The organism is Chryseobacterium sp. FW101-FHT12H09, assembly GCF_058790395.1.
The window spans coordinates 491614-513372 of record NZ_JBYTCP010000005.1; the positions used below are offsets into that span (position 1 = coordinate 491614).

19 protein-coding genes are annotated in these 21759 nt (G+C 33.5%); 8 read left to right on the plus strand and 11 right to left on the minus strand.

Annotated elements, in window-relative coordinates:
* Window positions 1-72: 72 nt before the first annotated feature.
* Window positions 73-975, minus strand: a complete 903-nt coding sequence (locus AC3WRL_RS21280; RefSeq protein ID WP_214827867.1) for a helix-turn-helix domain-containing protein — start codon at window positions 973-975, stop codon at window positions 73-75.
* Window positions 976-1106: 131 nt separating this feature from the next.
* Between AC3WRL_RS21280 and AC3WRL_RS21285 the strand changes: the two genes are divergently transcribed.
* Both AC3WRL_RS21285 and AC3WRL_RS21290 read left to right on the plus strand, forming a co-directional pair.
* The gene (locus tag AC3WRL_RS21285) at window positions 1107-1514 is read left to right on the plus strand and encodes a cupin domain-containing protein (RefSeq protein ID WP_492331197.1); all 408 of its coding nucleotides are present in this window, start codon (window positions 1107-1109) and stop codon (window positions 1512-1514) included.
* Window positions 1515-1544: 30 nt separating this feature from the next.
* Window positions 1545-2597 carry an NAD(P)-dependent alcohol dehydrogenase gene (locus tag AC3WRL_RS21290; protein ID WP_214827863.1) on the plus strand — a complete coding sequence of 351 codons (1053 nt, stop codon included), beginning with the start codon at window positions 1545-1547 and terminating at the stop codon, window positions 2595-2597.
* 82 nt (window positions 2598-2679) lie between these two features.
* Here AC3WRL_RS21290 and AC3WRL_RS21295 read toward each other — a convergent pair whose 3' ends face one another.
* Window positions 2680-3054 carry a winged helix-turn-helix transcriptional regulator gene (locus AC3WRL_RS21295; protein WP_261509932.1) on the minus strand — a complete coding sequence of 125 codons (375 nt, stop codon included), beginning with the start codon at window positions 3052-3054 and terminating at the stop codon, window positions 2680-2682.
* A gap of 170 nt (window positions 3055-3224) precedes the next feature.
* On the opposite strand from AC3WRL_RS21295, the gene AC3WRL_RS21300 reads away from it, so the two are divergent.
* Window positions 3225-4109: an NAD(P)H-binding protein gene (locus tag AC3WRL_RS21300; RefSeq protein WP_492331198.1), complete on the plus strand. Its 885-nt coding sequence runs from the start codon at window positions 3225-3227 to the stop codon at window positions 4107-4109.
* 71 nt (window positions 4110-4180) lie between these two features.
* Here the strand turns inward: AC3WRL_RS21300 and AC3WRL_RS21305 are convergent, their stop codons facing one another.
* Window positions 4181-5461, minus strand: a complete 1281-nt coding sequence (locus AC3WRL_RS21305) for an alkaline phosphatase family protein (RefSeq protein ID WP_492331199.1) — start codon at window positions 5459-5461, stop codon at window positions 4181-4183.
* A gap of 233 nt (window positions 5462-5694) precedes the next feature.
* On the opposite strand from AC3WRL_RS21305, the gene AC3WRL_RS21310 reads away from it, so the two are divergent.
* The 5 genes from AC3WRL_RS21310 to AC3WRL_RS21330 all read left to right on the plus strand — a co-directional run bounded on the left by AC3WRL_RS21310 (window position 5695) and on the right by AC3WRL_RS21330 (window position 15252).
* A complete protein-coding gene (locus tag AC3WRL_RS21310; RefSeq protein WP_492331200.1) occupies window positions 5695-7230 on the plus strand; it encodes a T9SS type A sorting domain-containing protein in 1536 nt (511 codons plus the stop codon).
* Between the two features lie 10 nt (window positions 7231-7240).
* The gene (locus AC3WRL_RS21315) at window positions 7241-10849 is read left to right on the plus strand and encodes a hypothetical protein (protein WP_492331201.1); all 3609 of its coding nucleotides are present in this window, start codon (window positions 7241-7243) and stop codon (window positions 10847-10849) included.
* A 4-nt stretch (window positions 10850-10853) separates the two neighbouring features.
* Window positions 10854-14279, plus strand: coding sequence for a DUF6443 domain-containing protein (locus AC3WRL_RS21320; RefSeq protein WP_492331202.1), 3426 nt, complete (start codon window positions 10854-10856; stop codon window positions 14277-14279).
* Window positions 14269-14673: a hypothetical protein gene (locus AC3WRL_RS21325; RefSeq protein ID WP_492331203.1), complete on the plus strand. Its 405-nt coding sequence runs from the start codon at window positions 14269-14271 to the stop codon at window positions 14671-14673. Before AC3WRL_RS21320 ends, AC3WRL_RS21325 begins: the two co-directional genes overlap by 11 nt.
* A gap of 213 nt (window positions 14674-14886) precedes the next feature.
* Window positions 14887-15252, plus strand: a complete 366-nt coding sequence (locus AC3WRL_RS21330; RefSeq protein WP_492331204.1) for a helix-turn-helix transcriptional regulator — start codon at window positions 14887-14889, stop codon at window positions 15250-15252.
* 66 nt (window positions 15253-15318) lie between these two features.
* On the opposite strand, the gene AC3WRL_RS21335 is transcribed toward AC3WRL_RS21330, so the two are convergent.
* The 8 genes from AC3WRL_RS21335 to AC3WRL_RS21370 all read right to left on the minus strand — a co-directional run bounded on the left by AC3WRL_RS21335 (window position 15319) and on the right by AC3WRL_RS21370 (window position 21674).
* Window positions 15319-16173, minus strand: a complete 855-nt coding sequence (locus AC3WRL_RS21335; protein ID WP_214827840.1) for a GNAT family N-acetyltransferase — start codon at window positions 16171-16173, stop codon at window positions 15319-15321.
* Window positions 16174-16499: 326 nt separating this feature from the next.
* A complete protein-coding gene (locus AC3WRL_RS21340) occupies window positions 16500-17249 on the minus strand; it encodes a T9SS type A sorting domain-containing protein (RefSeq protein WP_214827837.1) in 750 nt (249 codons plus the stop codon).
* 3 nt (window positions 17250-17252) lie between these two features.
* Window positions 17253-17780 carry an ankyrin repeat domain-containing protein gene (locus AC3WRL_RS21345; RefSeq protein WP_214827830.1) on the minus strand — a complete coding sequence of 176 codons (528 nt, stop codon included), beginning with the start codon at window positions 17778-17780 and terminating at the stop codon, window positions 17253-17255.
* Window positions 17777-18322 carry a YceI family protein gene (locus AC3WRL_RS21350; protein WP_492331205.1) on the minus strand — a complete coding sequence of 182 codons (546 nt, stop codon included), beginning with the start codon at window positions 18320-18322 and terminating at the stop codon, window positions 17777-17779. Before AC3WRL_RS21350 ends, AC3WRL_RS21345 begins: the two co-directional genes overlap by 4 nt.
* 12 nt (window positions 18323-18334) lie before the next feature.
* Window positions 18335-18685 carry a c-type cytochrome gene (locus AC3WRL_RS21355; protein ID WP_214827823.1) on the minus strand — a complete coding sequence of 117 codons (351 nt, stop codon included), beginning with the start codon at window positions 18683-18685 and terminating at the stop codon, window positions 18335-18337.
* 1 nt (window position 18686) lies between these two features.
* Window positions 18687-19529: a DUF5777 family beta-barrel protein gene (locus AC3WRL_RS21360; RefSeq protein ID WP_492331206.1), complete on the minus strand. Its 843-nt coding sequence runs from the start codon at window positions 19527-19529 to the stop codon at window positions 18687-18689.
* Between the two features lie 134 nt (window positions 19530-19663).
* Entirely contained in the window at window positions 19664-20308 is a 645-nt protein-coding gene (locus AC3WRL_RS21365) for a Crp/Fnr family transcriptional regulator (protein ID WP_214827816.1), read from the minus strand.
* Between the two features lie 388 nt (window positions 20309-20696).
* Window positions 20697-21674, minus strand: coding sequence for a helix-turn-helix domain-containing protein (locus AC3WRL_RS21370; protein ID WP_214827812.1), 978 nt, complete (start codon window positions 21672-21674; stop codon window positions 20697-20699).
* Window positions 21675-21759: the final 85 nt, after the last annotated feature.

Sequence of the window (21759 nt, forward strand, 5' to 3'; positions counted from 1 at the left end):
GCCACAGATTTTTTAGCACAAATGTTCACAAATAATAAATATAACAATTAGTGCTATTAGTGTCAAAAAAGATTAATTCAACGATTTATATTCACTGGGAGACACTCCCACCTTAGCCTTAAACAACCTCGTAAAATGTTGTGGATATTTGAATCCCAGATCATAAGAAATCTCACTGATTGACTTGCCGGGATTAAAAATCTCCTCTTTAGCGACATCGATCAGTTTATTATGAATAAATTCCTGAGCTGAAACACCCAATTCTTTTTTAATTAAATCTCCGAAATAGTTGGCCGAAAGATTAAGTTGTTCTGCAAAATAATTAACCATTGGAAATCCAATGCTTTTAGGCTTATCAGATTTCAAGTATTCATTCAGGAGATTTTCAAATTTACCAATAACACCTTGGTTAATATGATCTCTAGTGATAAACTGGCGATCATAAAACCGCATACAATAATTTAAAAATAATTCAACATTATTAACGATTAAAGATTTGCTATGTTTATCGATAGACTGTTCTAATTCAAGTTTGATATTTTTAAAACATTCAAGAACAATTTCCCTTTCCTTCTCAGAAAGGTGTAAAGCTTCATGAACATCATATGAAAAGAAAGAATAATCTTTGATGTTTTTACCCAGATTGGTTCCCTTTATTAAATCGGGATGAAATATCAGAGCATATCCTCCAGGCTGGGTATACGTTCCATCATTGTTGATCCCATACACTTGTCCGGGGGCTATAAAAACCAATGTCCCCTCCTGATAATCATAATTATTCTTTCCATAATACATATCTCCACACATAACATCTTTTAGAAACACAGTATAAAAACCATAACTCCTTCTGTATTGGGAAATAGGATCTGATTTAGAAAAATCTACAATACTTACCAAGGGATGTAAGGTCTCATGATTCATCATTTTATTATAATCCGAAACACTGCTAATTATCTGAACCTCTTGATTTTCCATAAAACACCCTTTTAATCTTATCCAAAATTACCACTTTCTATGCTACTTTTTATAAGGTCTGTAAAATTGGTACATGTTTCTGTAATCTGTATAAGTCCCGTTTGATTAAAAGTATCGACTTTTGTATTGTTATGGAAACATCAGAAAACAAAAACATTTTTCCCAAAGGAGAAAAAGCACCTTCCAAATATTTTTCGGGAGGAACAGCCTGGGTACAAATTCTAAAGCCTAATACAGACGAACTAAATTGCCAGATCGGAAATGTAATCTTCGAAGCTGGCTGTAGAAATAACTGGCATTCTCACGGTGGCGGACAAATTTTAATTGTAACTTCAGGAACCGGTTATTATCAGGAAAAAGGAAAGCCTATACAAATTCTAAATCCCGGCTATGTCGTGAATATCCTTCCTAACATCATTCACTGGCATGGTGCCAGTCCCAATAGTGAATTTACCCACATCGCTGTGAATCCAAATACTCAGAACGGTATTGTGGAATGGATGGAACCGGTAACCGACGAAGAATATAACAATTTATAAACTAAAACATAACTTAAAATTAAAAATCAAATGAACACATTCACTGTAAAAGCTTACGGAGCAGAGTCTACTACGGCAGATCTGAAAGAAATGAATATCGAAAGAAGAGAAATAACTCCTAATGATGTAGAAATCGAAATTCTATATTGTGGGGTTTGTCACTCTGATCTTCATACTGCAAGAAACGATTGGGGCGGAACTATTTACCCGGCTGTTCCGGGACACGAAATTGTCGGAAGAATCACAAAAACAGGAAGTAATGTTTCTAAATTTAAAGTTGGAGACCTAGCAGCAGTTGGCTGTTTAGTTGATTCTTGTGGAACATGTGACAGCTGTAAACAAGATTTGGAACAATATTGCCTAAACGGATTTACCGGAACCTACAATGGAAAAGATGTACATTTAGGAGGGCATACTTTTGGTGGTTATTCTCAAAAAGTAGTGGTAGATGATCACTTCGTATTAAAAGTACCTGAAAATTTAGATCTGGCCGCTGTAGCTCCTCTTCTTTGTGCTGGAATTACAACTTGGTCTCCATTGAGACACTGGAACGTAGGACCTAACTCAAAAGTGGCTGTTGTAGGATTGGGAGGATTAGGACACATGGCTATTAAATTAGCCAAAGGACTGGGAGCTGAAGTAACTCTATTTTCAAGAACTCCTGGAAAATCTGAAGATGCAAAACAATTAGGAGCAGATCACGTAGTGATTTCTACAGAACAGTCTGAAATGGATTCTGTAAAAGGAAAATTTGATGTGATCATCGATACTGTTCCTTACGTTCACGATGTGAATCCTTATGTAGCCACTCTAAATATCAGTGGAACATTAGTTGTTGTTGGCTATTTAGGTGGATTGGAACCCATCTTAAATACAGTTCCAATGATCATGGGAAGAAAATCGGTAGCAGGTTCTGTCATCGGTGGAATTGCTGAAACTCAGGAAATGCTTGATTTCTGTGGTAAACACAATATTGTCTCTGAAATCGAAATAATCAAAATGAACGAAATCAACGAAGCTTATGAAAGAATGTTGAAAAGCGATGTTAAATATCGTTTTGTCATTGATATGCAATCTTTGTAATTCTTCGGATATTTTTTAATAGAAAGGCCCCTCAATTGAGGGGCTTTTTTGCTATACTTTTAATTTTCTCTTAACGTTTTAATTACACTGGTTTCCAATTGTGCTCTCCTTTCATATCCTGAAAAGCCCAATCTGCCATCGCATCGATCACAGGAGCCAGTTTATTGCCTGCTTCACTTAGCTCATACGTTACATGAGGTGGAACAACAGGCTTCGCCGTTCTAATGATTAAACCATCAGCTTCCAATTGTTTTAAATGCTGGATCAACATTTTTTCTGTTACTTCGGGAATGGCTCTTTTTAGCTCACTGTATCTTTTTCCTCCTGTTGACAACTGAAATAGAATAATAGGTTTCCAAAAACCACCAATCTTTTCCATAACGTACATTACGGGACATTGATCCAGTATATTTCGTCTGTTTTCCTGGATGGTTGAACTTTCTTTAATTTCTGCCATGATACATACTTTAGGGTAAGTACTTGTATAAAAGTAAGTACAAATATAACTTTGTTCTCAGAAATAAAAAAATATTTACATATGAAATCGCAATCACTTGATCAATTCATAAAGACTAATCAATATTCAACGATTACATATGACCATTAAAAACAATAAAAATTTTACATATGAAAATTATAATCACAGGTTCATTAGGAAATGTAGCCAAACCATTAGCTCAACAATTAATTACAGAAGGACATGATATTACTGTCATCAGCAGTAATGAATCTAAAAAAAATGAAATTGAATCATTAGGTGCAAAAGCAGCTATCGGCTCTATTACAGACTTAGATTTCTTAAATAAAACATTTGAAGGTGCAGATGCCGTTTTTGCCATGACCCCTCCAAATATGGGTGGTGTAAATATTGTTGAAGAAACTGCAAATGCAGGAAAGAATTATGCAGAAGCAATCAGAAAAGCAAACGTGAAGAGACTTGTCATGTTAAGTAGTGTAGGTGCAGCTTCTCCAATAGAAACTGGTCCTATTAAAGGTCTTCACCGTATCGAAAAATCATACAATGACTTAGAAAATACAGCTATCACTTTCTTACGTGCCGGATATTTTTACATCAATTTTTTCAATGATATTCCATTGGTTAAAAATGCAGGAATCATAGGTGGCAATTATCCGGAAAACGCAAGCATTCCGTTGGTACATCCAACAAATATTGCTAAAGCAGCGGCAGAAGAACTGGTTAAAAGTCCTGAGGGTAAAAATATAAGATATGTCGTAAGCGATGTGCGCACTCCATCAGATTTTGCTGCCGTTCTGGGTTCATCGATTGGAAAACATGAATTGCCTTGGGTAGAATTTACAGATGAAGAATATTTGAACGGAGCACTTCAGGGAGGCCTTCCCCAGGAAATGGCTGAATTATATACCGAAATGGGGAAAGGAATGAGGACGGGAGTGGTACAGGCCGATTTTATTGAGCGTGGCTCACCTGTTTCAGAAGGAGTTAAATTAGAAGAGTTTGCGAAGGAATTTGCAGTTCAATTTAATTCCTAGATTTTTTATCAATAAAACAGTTTCGGCGGACCAAAGGTCCGCCGAAACTTTATTTTAATCGGATCTTAATCTTATTTATCTTTTAAAGTTCCCTTTAAAACTTTCAATTTACCATCAATTGGCTGGTCATTTTTCAATCCCAAGATTTCAGTCACTAAAGGATAGACATTCACATTGGTAAATTCATCAATAACCAGATTATTTTTGAACTGTGGGCCCCAGGCAAAGAACGTTGCTTTCATCTCCGGAACAAGTCTTGGGTTATATCCATGTTTTCCAACCGATGTCTTCTTTCCTTTTTCTAAAAATATTTTAGGAGCTCTCGGTATTAAAAGAATCTGTCCTATTCTGTGATATTGATCATCTTTAGCTCCAAAATGCATGTATTTAGGAAGCCTTTTATCTAAGTAAACTTCGTAATCGTCAGTTTTCTTTGCTTTAAGTTCGTTATAAACTGTTTTAGTTTCTGCGGGATTTTTTACCACAACCCTTAACAAGGTCTGAGAATTAAAGAAATCGAATCTTTCTTTATTAAAAAGCATCTCAGGGATTTCTAAAGGAGTCCCTCCATCTACTTTTATCATTCCATGATCAGAAACAAAAATGAAATTTACATTTTTTAATCCCAGATTATTTACTTTCTGAACCAGTTCTCCGATTGCATTATCCACCAGATGAACGGCTACTTCCGTTTCCTTAGCATCAGGTCCAAAATGATGTCCGCTTCCATCTACTTCCGGAAAATATAATGTAATAAAATGCGGCCTTTTATCCATTGGCAATTTTAACCAGTTAACCACTTTATCCACTTTTTCAGAAGGAGTGAACTTTTCATGATAAGGATAATAATAGGTTGGCCTCTTTCCTCCTGCATCACTCGCAGAACCTACCCACATCATAGTGGCAGAGATCATCCCCTGTTTTTCAGCCAGCCCCCAAAGTGGAGTTCCACCATACCAACTTCCATCTTCAGCATTCTTTTTATCACTCATCGCATAAAACTCTTTCCTTTTATAATCGTAGAAAAAGTTATCAATTAATCCATGATGTGCAGGATACAATCCCGTGATTAAACTCCAGTGATTTGGAAATGTAATACTTGGATAACTTGGAATCATTGCTTTGGCCTGAACTCCATTAGTAGATAATTTTAAAAGATTCTCAGCATTATATTTTTTAGCATAATCATACCGGAAACCATCTGTAGAAATCATAATCACATATGGCTTTGTTTGAGCATCTACACTATTATATCGATTAGGGATAACGACCTGTGTCGTATCAACTGGTGCTTTCTGAGCAAATTCCATTACCGAAATAAAAAGGAGTAAAATTTGTATTCCTCGCTTCATTATAAAATTTTTGGCAAAGTTACATCCTATGTTTTTCTCTGAAAAGTTTAATAGATTAAAAGTATATTAAAGAATACTTGTTATTACGACAAGTTCTGTCGTTTCAGAGAATTAGCTTTGTGTAATTAATGAAGATTTTAATTAAATCTTATTCATAAATCTTTCCGCCGTGAAGTAAAAAGATTACTTTTGCGGAGTTATAAAATATACTAATATTCAATTAAATATAAGGCATGAAAAAACTCTACATGAGTGCACTTTCACTGTGCATGATGGCTGTATCTGCCCAGCAGGTCATTTGGCAAAAAGATATTAAATCCAGTACACAGGATTTCTTAAGTCAGGTTACCACAACCATAGATCAGCAATATCTAATCACTGGAAGCGCAATTCAGCCTTCTAAAGTTCAGAAAGAAGCCAAACAAAATAATGGCTACGATTTCCATTTGGTAAAACTTAACCAACAAGGTGATCAGGTTTGGGAAAAATACTTCTCAGGACAAAATCATGACTATTTATCTGCTACAGTGACTACTCAGGATGGAGGATCACTTTTGGGAGGTACCTCGTACTCAGGGAAAGGTCTGGATAAAAAAGAAGATTCCAAAGGTGGATCAGACATTTGGTTGATCAGAATCAATGAATTCGGTGATGAATTATGGCAGAAAACTTTAGGAACTTCATCTGATGAAGAAGCCAGAGCTGTTATTCAAACAATCGATCTTGGATTTTTTGTGGCAGGTAATGTTCAAAACTCACCTAAAGGCTATGGCTCAAAAGATATCTTAATCATTAAACTTGATAAAAACGGAAAAGAAACCTCACAACTTATTTTAGGTGGAAAAGAGCTTGATGAGGTAGAAAAAATGATCCCTACGAAAGATGGTGGAGCATTATTAGGTATTTATTCCAGAAGTAATATTGGTGGATCAAAGCAAACTGACAATTTTGGAGAAGGTGATTACTGGATCATCAAACTTGACAAATCTGGAAAAGTAGAATGGGAAAAGAATTATGGCGGAAAGGGCGATGATCATTTAAGAACTCTCGCTTTAACCTCAAATGGATATATCATTGGAGGCGAATCAAGAAGTGAAAGATCAGGAAACAAAACAGTAGGAATCGAGGAAGGAACTGATGTTTGGTTAATCTCTTTAAATGAAAGGGGCGATGAAGAGTGGCAGAAATCCTACAACTTCAAAAACAGAGATGTTTTAATGGGAATGAGTGTGATTCACTCGGCAGATGATAAAACAAAAGGAATTCTATTAGGTGGTTATACTCAAGCAGAAGGAAGAATAGAAACTGACGATGAGAAATTCTGGATGCTATATCTGGATCAAAACGGAAATGAACAGTGGAGGAAACATGTGGAAGGGGAGTCCAGAAAGAGAGAAGAAAGATTATCTGATATCAAACTCAACAGAGATGGTTCAATCATCTTGGCAGGAACCAGTGCAGAGGAATTAGGAAAGGAGAACTGGAAGATTATCAAACTAAGTGACAAACAATTGGATCAGTTAATAGAGAAACAAGATATCAAGATTTATCCAAATCCGGTGTCAGATTATGCCTATGTGGAAATTGGTTTTGACTTTAAAGACGCAGATATCATATTATATGATATGGGTGGAAGACAATTGCAGAGTTTGAAAACGAAGAATAAAGTAACGAAGATCAATACTCAGGCATTGATACAGGGAGCATATTTGATAGTCATCAAAACAGATACTAATAAAACGGCTAATGCTAAATTAATTAAGAAATAGAACATAAATAATGAAGAAATATTTTATAATAATTTTAACATTTATATATAATATCGGATTTTCACAGATTTACAAAAATCCAAATAATATATTTCCTTACACCCCTGAAACAAGCAGCCTTTTGAAATATCAGGAAACACCTGTTTCCAATTATACAGGAATTCCAAACATCTCTATTCCAATATATACTATGAAATCAGGAAGTGTAGAAGTTCCAATCAGTTTGAGTTATCATGCAGGCGGAATCTTGGTTTCTGAAACAGCAAGTACAGTAGGTTTAGGCTGGTCAATTAGTACTGTAGATCCAATTACAAGAAAAATTAATGGGTTAGTTGATGAAAATGGGGTGATGGAAAATAATGCTGATAATATAGACAGTTTTTTAAATAATAATCTGCTTAATCAGCAAAATTTATTACATGCGGTCAGTAACCCACAAAACAATTTACCTCTTTCAGATCTTATGCCAGATCAATTTAATTTATCCTTAGACGGTTTTTCAGGAAGTTTTTTTTACAATCCAAAAAATAAAAAAATAGTGACATTTCCTATGGCAGACTTGAAGATTGATTATAATAAAAGGGGCACTCAAATAAAAATAATTGATACAATAAATGTTATTACAAGCAATGGAATTAGATATACATTTGGCGGTGATGGGACTGAAACATTTTTCAACACTGCTTCATATTCCAGTAATTTCTATGGTGCTAACGCTTGGAAAATAAAAAAAATAAAGGGAATTGATAATAACATAATTAATTTTTCATATTTATCTCACAATATTATCAAAAGAGTTATTACACCACAGACAAAGCTTTTTCCATATACTCTTTATTTATCATCCCTTGGATGTACTCCTGTTAGTTCAGGTACGGGTATAAATCCTGTTGAAACTGACACACAGTTTTCATCAATGGAATCACTTCTAGAAAAAATAGAAACTTCAGATGCGACTGTGAATTTCATTTATTCTAACAGGTTAGATTTCAATGATTTAAAAAAACTAGACAAAATTATTGTTAAAAACAAATCGGGTCAAATAATTTCAGAAAAAAGATTTAATTATGGGTATTTTGAAACTATTCCAGAAGCTGCAGGAGTTTCGGACTCTACTGAAGATGTTACCAAAAGATTGAAATTACTATCTTATCAGGAATGTGATAGAGACGGAAAGTGTACAACCACTTCTTTTGAGTATTATGAACAAAATAAAATGACACAGAGGAATTCTTATTCTTCTGATCATTGGGGATATTTTAATGGTAAGCTGAATAATTATGGCTATCCTAATGTACCTATTAAATATTATAAGCCCATGGGGACTTCATTTATAACTGTTGACGGATTTACAAAAGATCTTGAGTCTCCAATAGTTAGAATAGCCAATAAAGAAGTTGACCCCATATACACACAGACTTTTTCTTTAAAATCTGTTACTTATCCCGAAGGAGGAAAGAATGAATTTATTTATGAGCCTAATACAGCTAGCTCTCTATTATATAGGCCAAATGATGAACATTACTTTTTAAAAACAAAGAAAGTACTTGAAAAAGGTGATTTTTTTATGATAAGTGGTAGTGTAGAAGGATCAGATATTAATTATTCTCAGCCGCCAACAATAATCAATAACTATACGAAAACTTTTGTGAGAGAAATTGATCTTACAAATTATGATAAGAAGTTAAATCTAAAAATAACACGAGCTTCCACTTTCAAAGCTTCCACTTTTTCAAATTTTTTAAATAGTAACTATCTATATGCACTGTTAAGTATTTATTATTTTGAGAACGGGGTTAAAAAATATTGGATTTCAGATGTTTCTTTAGATAGTGAAACTACCTTGGATTTTCATCAATATAATAATCAAAATGTCCCTACTCAAAAAGTATATGCAGAAATTAAGCATATATATTGGGGAGGATTAAACCCTACAGGTAATATATCTAATTATATGTATTTTTATTCCCAAGTTAGTTTTAGCTGGGAGGAATCTGATCCTAGTGCAGTGGATGCTCCTATTATACTTGGAGGCGGAATACGTATTAAAGAAATTAAGCAGTATGACAATGGTCAATACAAGTATTCTACAAAATATTCTTACACAAAGGATGGGAATCCTCTGCTTTCAAGCGGAATTTTATTTGATATCCCAATGTATACTAAAAATAACAGAAGGGGACTCATCACCAGCGGAAGCTGTAGTGGTAGTTCAGGGGGCCCAGTTGGTGTGGGTAAATCGGTGGAGGATGCTATTGAGCTTTCAGTAAACCCTGTAATTACAGGAATGAGAACACAAGGAAAAACCATTGGATATACTAATGTCGAGGTGATAAAAACCGATGCCAATAATAATCCAAAAGGAAGAGAAGTATTTCAATATTATGTAGAATCTCCATTACAAACAGGAGATAATTTTCTCGCTACTAATGAAAGCACTTCAGCAAGGTACGAGTTTATGGAAAGTAGAGACTGGAGAAATGGACAATTATTAAAATATTTGGCCTTCAACAATACAAATGATACCATAAAAACAGTAGAAAGAAGCTTTTATCTTTCAGGAGCACCTAAAGCAACAGCTAATTATCTACAAGAGAGAAATGTAAAGATGATCTTATACAATTTAATTTCACCAGTTGACTATGTACCAGGAGCTATTACACTCAGAGATTATGGAGCACCAGGATCATTTGCAACTGAATTATCTATAAACGGCGTATTCCCTTCTTATATTGGAATGAATACAAATCTCAGTCCTGCACCTTTTCCTATATTTGTTAAGCATAATGATGCATTTTTATTACAAAAAGAAACCACATCTGATTATTTTAGTAATGGTAGAAAGAAATCGAGGTTAACAGAATATTTTTATGATGAACCACTTTACCCCACTAAATTGACTTCAAAAAAAGAAACTTTCTTAGGAGAAAATGTTGCATCAAATACTTATTTAAAATATGCATATGAGAAAGGGAATCAGTTAATGATTGATAAAAATATAATAGATATTCCATTAGAAACAGAAACTACACAAATTACAAATGGAATTACAAAAACTTTATCAAAAATAGAAACTATTTATCCAACAAGTCAATCAGAGGCTAATACTAAAACATCAGGATTAGTATTACCAACTTCTGTAAAATCTTATGACTTACTAAATACCACAAATGGGTCTACCGAAGTTACTTATGATAAGTATGATTACAAAGGAAACATTCAACAATATACCACAAAAGAAGGAATGCCAACTACTATTGTTTGGGGATATAATGGAAGTCAACCTATTGCAAAAATACAAGGTGCTACTTATGACCAGTTAGTGAGTTTAGGACTTATTACTGCCATAGTAAGTGCTTCAGATTCAGACGCAGCTAACCCTGCTAATGAACCAGCACTTATTACTGCATTGGATAACTTCAGAAAGAGCTCAGGTTTATCTGCTTATCAGGTTTCCACTTATACTTATGATCCATTAATTGGAGTAACAAGTATTACTCCACCTTCAGGAATTAGAGAGGTTTATATCTATGATACTGCTAACCGATTAAAAGAAGTGAGACAGGATTCTAAAACAGGGACTCTTGTAAAAGAGTTCAAGTACAATTATAAAAACTAAGACGATGAAAAAGATACTCATTCCAATAGGAGCATTGCTCCTGGCAAGTACGGCTCATGCCCAGCTTTCTCCTACAGAAAACTATGTATATTCAAAAACCTATCTTGATTATAATACGAGTAACGTAGCTACTAAGATTTCAGAAACGGTTCAGTATTTTGATGGACTGGGAAGACCCAAGCAAGTTGTTAATATAAAAGCTTCTCCCACAGGAAAAGATGTAGTAACTCCTATCGAATATGATGGTTTTGGAAGACAGGTAAAAGATTATTTACCAATTCCACAGGCTAATACATTAAATGGAGCAATTGTTCCCAATCCTTTAACTAATGCTACCCAGCCAGCCATTTACGGTCAGGAGAAGATCTATGCTGAAAAGAAGCTTGAAGATTCTCCTTTGGACAGGCTGTTAGAGCAAAAACAAGTTGGAACAGCATGGAATGATAAACCTGTAAAGTTTCAGTATGATGCCAATATCCATGAAGACTATGTTAGAAAATATGAACCAACAACAACATGGGATCCAACAGGGAAAATGACAGTAACTACTCTTCAGTTGCTTCAGTATTTCCTACCTAATAGTCTCTATAAAAACACCGTTACTGATGAAGATGGAAACAAAACCATAGAATTTAAGAATGGAAGAGGGCAGGTTGTATTGGTGAGAAAGGTAATCAGTGCTACAGAAAATGCCGACACTTATTATGTTTATAATGAGTATAATCAGTTGGCCTTTGTGATTCCACCCGGCTCACCAGCCACACCCGATGATACAGCATTAAATAATTTCTGTTATCAATATCGATATGATGGAAAAAGCAGACTGGTTGAGAAAAAGCTTCCTGGTAAAGGATGGGAATATATGGTGTATGATAAAGCAGACCGATTAGTAATGACTCAAGATGCTGTTATGAAGCCATCAGGGAAGTGGTTATTTACTAAATATGATAAATTTTCAAGAGTAGTTTATACTGGGATAGCTAATATTGGTGCTCAGTTTGTAAGAATTCAGGTTCAAGATAGTGTAGATTATTATATCAATCAGGGACAACCTTCTAATGAAGATCGTAATACGACAGGATTTACAAATAGTGGAATGTCTGTGTATTATGGGAATGCAGTATATCCTACTACCATAGATAAGGTTTTAAGTGTTAACTACTATGACACCTATCCTGCATACAGCTTTAATCCTACTTTTCCGTCTAATGTTTTTGCCCAAACTGTTTTAACCGACAATTCTTCTGCAAACTCTGTAAGCACAAAAGGTCTTCCTGTAATGAGTTTGGTTAAAAATATAGAAGATGATAACTGGACAAAGAACTACACTTATTACGATACAAAAGGAAGAGCGATCAGCTCTCATTCCATTAATCATTTAGGTGGATATACTAAAGCCAGCTCAGATCTTGATTTTTCGGGAACAGTTAAGCAAACTTTAGTAAGGCATACAAGGTTAGCCACAGATACAGAAAGATCAATAAGGGACGTGTTTACTTATGATACCCAAAACAGGCTTTTAACTCATACCCATCAAGTGGGTACTGGAACCATTGAATATCTTTCTCAAAACAAGTACAATGAACTTTCTCAGTTGGAATCTAAAAAAGTAGGTGGTAGTATAGCAAATCCACTTCAGCAGGTAGATTACAAATACAATATCAGAGGCTGGATGACCCAAATCAATGATCCTACTACTTTAGGAAGTGATTTGTTTGGATATGCTATCAGATATAATAATCCCATTGACCCAGGAGGTCAAGCTAGTTTTAATGGAAATATAACAGAAATAGACTGGAATACAAAAAGTGATAATACTTTAAGAAGATATGATTATTATTATGATACTTTAAATAGATTTAATTATGCTCAATATAATAAGCCTAATTCAACTGTCGTAACAACAGGATCATATAATGAAGGGCTCTTCTATGATTTGAATGGAAATATAAAAGGTATGTCAAGAACTGGCCAACAGGACACTAATACCCCAATTGTTATTGATAATTTACAGTATACTTATTCTGGAAATAGACTACTTTCAATCAAAGACCTTTCACAAAACCTTTCAGGCTATCCTTATTTAGCAACTCCGAATACTATTAGTTATGATGATAATGGAAATATGATAGATCACTTGGATAAAGGCATCAATAAAATCAATTATAATTTCCTTAATTTACCTAACAGCATAAAAAAAGGCACCGGAGTACAGGGAGCCACAACCAACTACATTTATAGAGCAGACGGTACCAAACTTAGAAAAAACTTTATAGCTGGATTAACAAATTCTCAAACTGATTATTTGGACGGTTTTCAATATCTCTTAAATGATTCTGGATTTGGTTGTGTAGGCTGCCCTCTTCCTGCTGTTGAACTGCAATTTGTTCCTACATCAGAAGGTTATTATGATTTTGTAAAAAATAAGTACATTTACAATTATACTGATCATCTAGGAAATGTTAGAGTAAGTTATCTTAAGGGAACACTGGGATTAGAGGTCATTGAAGAAAATAATTATTATCCATTTGGATTGAAGCATGAAGGATATAATGGATTAGCCGGAAATCCTGCTTATCAGTATAAGTACAACGGTAAGGAGCTGCAAACAGAAACTGGAATGTATGATTATGGAGCGAGATTTTATATGCCGGATATTGGAAGATGGGGAGTTATTGATCCATTGGCGGAACAATATCGTAGATGGTCACCTTACAACTATGCAGTAAATAACCCTATCCGATTTATAGATCCAGATGGACGCGGTGTTGAAAAATTTGATGAAAAAGCTGAAAAGATAGCTAAAGGAATAGAGAAGAATATAGATAAGCAATTAGATAGATTGAACAAAAGTGATGCAAGTGATAAAAGTGACAGAATTGCTGAATTAAAAAAGTCAAAACAAGATATTTCCGATATGAGAAATGATGAAAAAAATACATATTCATTTGCAAAATCTAAAGATAATCCAAGTGGAGGTGTTCCTCAAACAGTAAGGACAGGAGAAGGACAAATCACAATGTATACAGATGATTTTGATAAACAAATACATGAATCAAGACATGGAGGACAAATAGCAAGAGGTGAATATGATTTTAATACAAATGGCAGTTTAAAAAGTGGATCTTTTGGTATTGGTCAAGAAATAGATGCCTATAGAGCTCAATATGCTTATGCGGGAGAATTGAAATTTCCTACTCTTCCCAGGGGGACATATGAGTTTATAGGTAATTCACAGGTTGCAAGTGTAAATCGAGAATTGATGAATACAAATCAATTACCTATAGGAGCTCAAATTAGTACAGTAAATAATATTAATGGTGTCAATGCCGCAGCTGTTAAAAGTATGGTGGAAATTTTTCAATATCCTGGAAATACTAAACCTAGTATTCCTGCTGGAAATTATTTAAGAGATGTTTATGGGTTTTAAAAAATATTATCATTTACTATTTTTATTTCTTTTCTTAATTGTAAGTTGTAAATCTTTTAGTAACAAAACAAATAATTACAACAATACTGATTATCGAATAGAGCTTAAGATATTAGATAAGAAAAATGCTACTTTAATAATTAAAGATAGTACGGGGGATATTTGTAAAGCATTATCAATAAAATATACAACCAAAGTTGATTATATTATTTCATATGAAAACAAAACATTTAAACAGAAAAAAAATAAAATTATTAAATACTTTTTTGAAGGAGCGAACATCAATTGCGTTCTAATAGATAATAAATGTGTAAATTTTTCCGAAGCAATAACTACTCCCTTTTCCTCTTCTACAGATTTGCTTTTTAAAGATTTTTCTATGAAAAGAAGATGATAAATGATTGTGTTGCTAATACCTCCCCCTGCCGCACGAATCCTTCGTGGTATTTTATTCTAAAGTCCACGTCGCAAAGTTTATAACTTTGAGTTAATAATAAAATAAACCTGCTCAATAAGCGGGTTTGTTGTTTGTTCTGAGAATTATGACCAAATCTAGATTAAAAAGTTTGAATTGTTTATATTTGTACAAAGCACATATAAGATCATTATGGAAAAGCTAAGAAGTTTAAGAAAGCAAAGAGGATATACTCAGGAATACATGTCAAAGATCATTTCAACAGATGTTTCTAATTATTGCAGGAAAGAAAGTGGAGATGTGAGAATATTTGATGATGAATGGGAAAAGCTGGCTAAAGCTTTAGAGGTTCCGGTTGAAGATATAAAAGAAGAAAAGCCCTCAAGTATCATCCAGAATAATGACAATCTTACATTTAATGATAGCTCGGGTAACTATAATTATTATTGTAGTATTCCCAATCATGTTTTAGATCATTTAAATGACTATATTAACTTACTTAAAGAGCAAAATGAGTCTCAGAAGAAAGACTTGGAAAAGTTTAAATCTGGAAAATAATCTTTGATCATTTCTACTAAAAATATAAATGAAAGAATGCTGTTTCTATAGAAGCAGCATTCTTTTTTATGATTCAATATTAATATTATTCGCCATCTCAAACTGAGACACCCAATTTTCAAGACCCATTCCACTAAGAAAATGAGACGTATTTTCTGAGGAATCATCCACATTATTAACAACGGTCACCGATCCAGCACTCATCTCTCTTATCACCTTAAAAAGTTTCGCCCCAATCCCCATTCTCCTATTTTCTTTATTAACAGCCACCTGATATACTTTTCCTATCGCTGGATTAAATATAGCATAACCTACAAGCTCAGTCATTTCGTATGCTCCCAAAATAACCAAGTCATTTCGCATCTGGTCAAGGACAATTACCGAACTCTGCCATGAGGGTTCAATATCCCAGAAAGACTTGAACGTTTTCCATTGGAAGTGATCCAGCTGTTGCACATTGATCTCAGAAGATGTTTCTTTAGTTTCAATATTTCCTTTAAAACAAAGCAGTTTTCGAGAAATCTTAAATCCTAGATTGGTATATGCTCTGATGGCAGGTTCATTTCCTTCAATAACTTCCAGAGTCAACACATCTGTATTTCTATCTTGTAGTATTGGAATAATATAATCATACATCTTTCTTACCAATCCCTGTCCACGGTATTCAGGAGTAACCCCAGTTCCTGCATTATACACAATTCGTTTTCTATCTTCTACTTTTTCAGCATGCAGAATAAAACCAACAATCTGATCATCCTGAAATGCGCCAACTGAAAAATTCATATCTATTTTTTCTGCATTAATTTTTGATGTGAGCTGCTCCAAAGTCAAATGAAAAGGAACCAAATAATCAGAAAAAGAAAGATTAAATACTGATAAAAGGTCTGTTATATTGAGGCTGACTAAATTTCTAAACTCCATTTAAATTATTTTATATGTACTAAAATTACTGAATTCATATGAATTCGTGCTGTGGATGATCGTGTTATAATACATGATTTTGAGCAGGTCTTTGTAAAATAATCTCAAGTGATTTACAGCAGATCTCAATACATTTTTCTTCTGAACTAAGCTCGCACGATTACATCCTGTATTTCGAAAAACACTCGATCTCACAATTGATATTCTCACCTGAACATACATCAAAAAATACCATCTCTTCCCAATATGGTTTAAGCTCAGGTTTCCACAAAAATAAAAATACCTCTATTTCTAGAGGTATTATAAATTAAAGAATTATTTTTTTCTTATTCTTTGATCAATTTTTCGAAAGATAAAGTTCCGTCTTTAGAAGTGATTTCAAAATAATAGGTTCCAGATTTTAAATCAGAAACGCTGATATTTTCACCATTCAATTTTACGGTTCTCACTTTTCTACCTGTTGTTTCATAGATATCAATAGATTTTATTCTGTCAGCATTTTTGAAGTTCACTGTTTCTTTTGCAGGATTTGGATAAAGAACAATTTTCTTATTTTCAGCAATAACTTCCCCTGTTCCTAAAGTTCCTGCCATATTTAATGTTGCATAATCTCTATTTCCACCACCGTGATAACTTAAATTCAAAGTATTATTTCCTTTGGCATAGAAAATACTAATAGTCCCTGCTGCATTTGGAATTGCCGTATCACCCGCTCCCCCAGAAAGAGATCGGGTTGCAACTACAGTTCTTATTCCTCCTGAAGTTGTATTAGTTGTTACGGTCCAATCCTGAGAAGCATCTGCAGATGGCATAACCCCTACTCCATTAAAGGTATAATCTCTATTGGCAGAAGAATTATAAATAAATCCATCAGCTCCGCTTGCCATTCCACTACTTCCAAAGCCAATTCCCATAAAAGCATTATCATTTCCAGTAAGGGTCATTGTCACTAAACTTGGAGTAGTATCCAACTTTATTGTCATTCCTGTTGTCGTGAGATTCACAACACCCGAGCTAAATTGCGCTCCGAGAGAAGCTGCCAGAGCCATTGTTAATGTTAGTAAAACTTTTTTCATATATTAATTTTTTAAAAGGTTAATGATGTCAGTATTGTTTGTTTTAAGTGCATATTCAAATGGAGTCATTCCCATTGAATCTTTTTTAGATTTATCAGCTTTATATTTAAGCAATAATTCTATTAATTCTTTATTTCCGAATTTAACAGCCCAGAATAAAGGGGTAGATCCTGTTGTGTCCCCAATATTAGGATCAGCATTCTTTTTTAATAAATACTCTACCAAATCTTTATTATATTTGACAGAAAGTCCTGCTAAAGCAGTTCCTTCCTGACTTTTATAATTAACGTCTTTCACATTGTCCATCAAAAACTTAGCCACTTCCAAATTGCCTTTATAGCATGCTAAAATCAGAGGAGAGAAGCCACTTTCATTGGTTTGGTTGATAACATCCGGATTCTGTTTCATCTGTTCTTTAACTTCAGCTACAGTTCCACTTCTGGCAATATCAAAAATTGATTTTGCTTTTTCCTGAGCAGACACAAAAGAAAAGCTCAGGAAAACACTTAGAATAATAATTAGTTTTCTCATTGTTTAACCAGTGTATAATTGTATTCAACATTGATACTTTCAGCAATTTTTTTCGTAACCATTTTAGGAATGGTCACATTAAAATCGGCTGGCTTCGCTACAAAACTTCCCTGCATGTATATCTTTCCGTCTTTTGAGGAAATTGTTGCTGTAGAAGAAACCGGTTTATTTACCCCATGGAAATTTAATATTCCCTGTACTGTATATTTTTGCGGTGTTGCAGACAGCTTACTTTTATCAAAATTGGCAATCTTTCCTGTAAAAGTTGTTTTGGGATATTTTGCCGTTTCTGCATAGCTTTCATTGAAGTGTTCTTCCATTAATTTTACTTTAAAATGGAAATTCTTCACTATTGATATAGATGCCATATCACCCGTATCTGTATTCACAACAACGATGTTGTTATCATCCTGGGCATACACATCTTCGAATAGTGGTACAGATGCTTCAAAAGTTACTTTGCCTGTTTTAGAGCTGTATTTTTGCGCTAAAATCAGATTACTAAAAAGTAACGAAACCATTATGAGTGTTAATTTTTTCATATTAAAATTGATTTAATTTTCAATAAGTCCATCAGCTTTCCATTTGATAAAAATATTGATTTGTGATTGTGGTAACGATCCTCCCTGCGGCATTTTCTCAGGATCTCCAAGTGGTCTTTGTATCCTATTTAACATATCATCTATACTGGCTTTCACCAGATCATAATTGGTAAATGGCTTATAGGCAGCTGGACCATTTACAGAATGACAACTGATACAATTGGCATCAATAATTGGTTTTATATCTGTTGTGTACTTTACCTGTTGAGTGATTGGCGTATTATCTGAAATCTCTTCGTATGTTCTGCTTTCACAAGAAATAAGTAAAGCCGTCGATGCTATGATGTATATTAACTTCTTCATCTTAAAAAACTCTATAAAGATTAAAACCAAAGTAAATATGTCCTTTTCCCCAGTTTCCAACAGCATTGGAAAGATAACCTATATCAGAATTGAGCTGGGAGTTGCTAAATACCAGCTGGAAAACATGGCCTCCTGTCTCGATATCCATGCCTAATGATAAAGGATTTTTATAAAAACTATGATTGTCAAAATTCACAAAATATTCAGCATTGATAGAGATCCTTTTAGAAATTTTGTAACGTCCTCCTAATCCTGTTAAGAACTGATTTTTATCTTCATTTTTAGGTTCGTAAAGGTTCTTATGAATGTATGAGGGAGTTAACTGTAACGAAAGTTTATCATCAAATCTTCTGGAAATTAAAGCCTGAGTAAGATAAGAAAGTCTGTCGCCAAAATGAAGCCCCGGATAATTATCCTTATCAAGATCAGTATTCAAGGCCAATACATTGTAACCAACTACATCAACAGGAAAACTTTCGTTTTGTTTAAGGACCTTATATTTAGCGCCTAATTCAAAAGTTTTCTGATTGGTTTCTCTGGATAGGTTTAGAGATAGCCAATCGGTAATCCCATAAATAGCTCCTAATTTAGTAGAAGCTTCATCCAGTCCAAAGAAATTTTTGAATCCTGTACTGATGTCACCAAAACGGTGCGCCACCACAATGTACCATTCATTTTTAGCAGCAAGTTTTGTAGATTGTCCTGTAACAATCTGCAGGGCCTTAAAAGCGGGCTGCGAATTTTCTGTGTTTGCTTTAATGGTGTCAATATCTTTCAGCAAATCCTCCTGTGAAAAGGCAAGAGTTGAGGATAATATTGACAAAAATAATAGAGTTTTTGTCATACAAATTTTAAAAAATATTAGTATGGCAAACTTATAGAGTTATCAGTTCAAAAATGTGTGATAAAAGTCACCTAACAAATTGTATTTATCAATTAGCTTATTAAAAAAAACTATTAAAACAATTTTTATTAGAGTTAGCTAACATTTTCATGAATAGCAATTCTAATCCCCTCTTTTCCCTGAAAGATCTCACCTTCATTTTCTATCTTTTTCAGGACTCTGCTTACGACCTCCCTGGATGTCCCAAGGTTACTCGCAATTTCTCTATGTGTTAATTTTATAGGATGATTCCCTGTTATTGAAATTTGTTGTTTGATATAATTAAGTACCCTTTTATCCAACCTATGGAATACGGCTTCATTCACCATATTCATTACGTCTATAAATCGCTTATCATATTCCTGATAAAAAACTCTGTTAATTCCAGGAAAACGAATGAGCCAATCGTGCATTACAGAAACAGGTATTAACAATACTTCAGATTCTTCTTCGGTGATTGCATAGATTTTACTGATGTAATTACTGAAGATAGACGAAAATGTCATCACACAGCTCTCATTAGGTCTTACATAATAATAGATCAGTTCCCGTCCATCATTCAGACAGTATACCTTCACAGATCCTCTAATCATAAAAGGGATATACTTAATTTTCTCTCCTTCTCTGATCAATTCAGTCTTTGCTTTGATTTTATCTGTAATACCGTATTCATGCACTTCATTTACAAAATCATTACCTAGAAAGCCGAATTTATTAACAATAAATTGATGATCGATCATATATTATATCAAACTAATAGAAGACAAATATATAAAATGAATTGGTGAATAAATGTTAAATTTTTATTATCCGCATTCAAATGACGAATATTTTACTCTATTTAAAGTAATACTAAATAAAAAAAATTACACCGCTCAAATTCGTAATCATAAATTACTAATCGAATAATAATTTATCAAAATATAAACTATCATAAATTATAGTGATAAACACAGCAATTCTGGAATAATTAAAATTATACATAAAAAATGCCTCAATAAATTGAGGCATTCTGATTTATTTTAAGAAAAATCTTATGCTTGTACATTGTTACCTTTAAAACGAAAGGCTCAACTTCATTAATTTTCCCTAACTTCCATTTTGAGTTGTATTCTTCATCTGAAAAAATTAGAAAGACCTAGATTTAACTCTTTTTTTCTCTAAGCTTTGTATTACATATTCACTTGGCGTAATCCCTTCTATCTGTTTAAATACCCTATTGAAAGTAGCCTGATTGCTAAATCCCGCTTCCGTATAAATATACATAAGGGTCACCTTCTGCAAATCACTTTCATTGATAAGATTTTTGACATAGTTAACTCTAAACGTATTTAAATAACTATTAAAGTTCTTATACCCTTTGTAACGGATAATTTTTGAAATATAAGTATAATTTACATTTAAATGGGTACTTACTATTGATATAGTGAGATTCGAATTTTTAAATAATTCTTCATCCCTCATACACCTTTCCAGCTGTTCTGCTATTTCTTCATTAATCATATCATCTTTCCTTTCTATCTTCTCTAAAACAGTTACTTTTTGAACTTTAATGCGATTACGACCTAATTCCTGCTCCTGAATTTCCAATAAGAATTCCAATTTATTGATTTCGTTATTATAAATCAACAACATCATGATGAAAGTAAAATTAGAAACAAAAGCAATAGTATCAAGAATAATAATTTCTCCACGAGAATAGTCTCTAAATTGAAAATTAAAATAGTAATAAACAACAAAAGAAGCTAGTATATTGGCAATGATATACACAGAATAGGCTATAGCAACTTTTTTTGAGAAAAATATGTAAGCCATCAGTGGCAAAGGAAATAACCATGCAAAAGTTACCACTGTACTTTCCCAATGTACAAGCATGCTAAAAAAAAGATACAAGGGAAGTATAATCAGATAGGCATGTACCATTTTATCTGCAAGATATCTTTCTCGCATCATTAAATAGCCATAAGATAAAAATATCAGCCCACCTATATTATATAAAGCCATGACTGTATCATCTATAAAAAATCTAATCCCAATCTCTAACAAGACAATGCTGCTCATCAAAATGAAATACTGGTATATAAAACGACGTTTAAGCTCTTCCATTTTTACCTTATAAATTATCATTAGTGTTTTATCTAAATATTTTTCAATTTTATTTCATGTAATATACTGATTTTAAATACATTAA

Coding starts and splice junctions, on each gene's coding strand:
- AC3WRL_RS21360 (WP_492331206.1), bottom strand. CDS start 19,529: ATGACAAAAACTCTATTATTTTTGTCAATATTATCCTCAACTCTTGCC.
- AC3WRL_RS21295 (WP_261509932.1), bottom strand. CDS start 3,054: ATGGCAGAAATTAAAGAAAGTTCAACCATCCAGGAAAACAGACGAAAT.
- AC3WRL_RS21370 (WP_214827812.1), bottom strand. CDS start 21,674: ATGGAAGAGCTTAAACGTCGTTTTATATACCAGTATTTCATTTTGATG.
- AC3WRL_RS21290 (WP_214827863.1), top strand. CDS start 1,545: ATGAACACATTCACTGTAAAAGCTTACGGAGCAGAGTCTACTACGGCA.
- AC3WRL_RS21280 (WP_214827867.1), bottom strand. CDS start 975: ATGGAAAATCAAGAGGTTCAGATAATTAGCAGTGTTTCGGATTATAAT.
- AC3WRL_RS21325 (WP_492331203.1), top strand. CDS start 14,269: ATGGGTTTTAAAAAATATTATCATTTACTATTTTTATTTCTTTTCTTA.
- AC3WRL_RS21300 (WP_492331198.1), top strand. CDS start 3,225: ATGAAAATTATAATCACAGGTTCATTAGGAAATGTAGCCAAACCATTA.
- AC3WRL_RS21365 (WP_214827816.1), bottom strand. CDS start 20,308: ATGATCGATCATCAATTTATTGTTAATAAATTCGGCTTTCTAGGTAAT.
- AC3WRL_RS21320 (WP_492331202.1), top strand. CDS start 10,854: ATGAAAAAGATACTCATTCCAATAGGAGCATTGCTCCTGGCAAGTACG.
- AC3WRL_RS21355 (WP_214827823.1), bottom strand. CDS start 18,685: ATGAAGAAGTTAATATACATCATAGCATCGACGGCTTTACTTATTTCT.
- AC3WRL_RS21335 (WP_214827840.1), bottom strand. CDS start 16,173: ATGGAGTTTAGAAATTTAGTCAGCCTCAATATAACAGACCTTTTATCA.
- AC3WRL_RS21350 (WP_492331205.1), bottom strand. CDS start 18,322: ATGAAAAAATTAACACTCATAATGGTTTCGTTACTTTTTAGTAATCTG.
- AC3WRL_RS21340 (WP_214827837.1), bottom strand. CDS start 17,249: ATGAAAAAAGTTTTACTAACATTAACAATGGCTCTGGCAGCTTCTCTC.
- AC3WRL_RS21315 (WP_492331201.1), top strand. CDS start 7,241: ATGAAGAAATATTTTATAATAATTTTAACATTTATATATAATATCGGA.
- AC3WRL_RS21285 (WP_492331197.1), top strand. CDS start 1,107: ATGGAAACATCAGAAAACAAAAACATTTTTCCCAAAGGAGAAAAAGCA.
- AC3WRL_RS21305 (WP_492331199.1), bottom strand. CDS start 5,461: ATGAAGCGAGGAATACAAATTTTACTCCTTTTTATTTCGGTAATGGAA.
- AC3WRL_RS21330 (WP_492331204.1), top strand. CDS start 14,887: ATGGAAAAGCTAAGAAGTTTAAGAAAGCAAAGAGGATATACTCAGGAA.
- AC3WRL_RS21345 (WP_214827830.1), bottom strand. CDS start 17,780: ATGAGAAAACTAATTATTATTCTAAGTGTTTTCCTGAGCTTTTCTTTT.
- AC3WRL_RS21310 (WP_492331200.1), top strand. CDS start 5,695: ATGAAAAAACTCTACATGAGTGCACTTTCACTGTGCATGATGGCTGTA.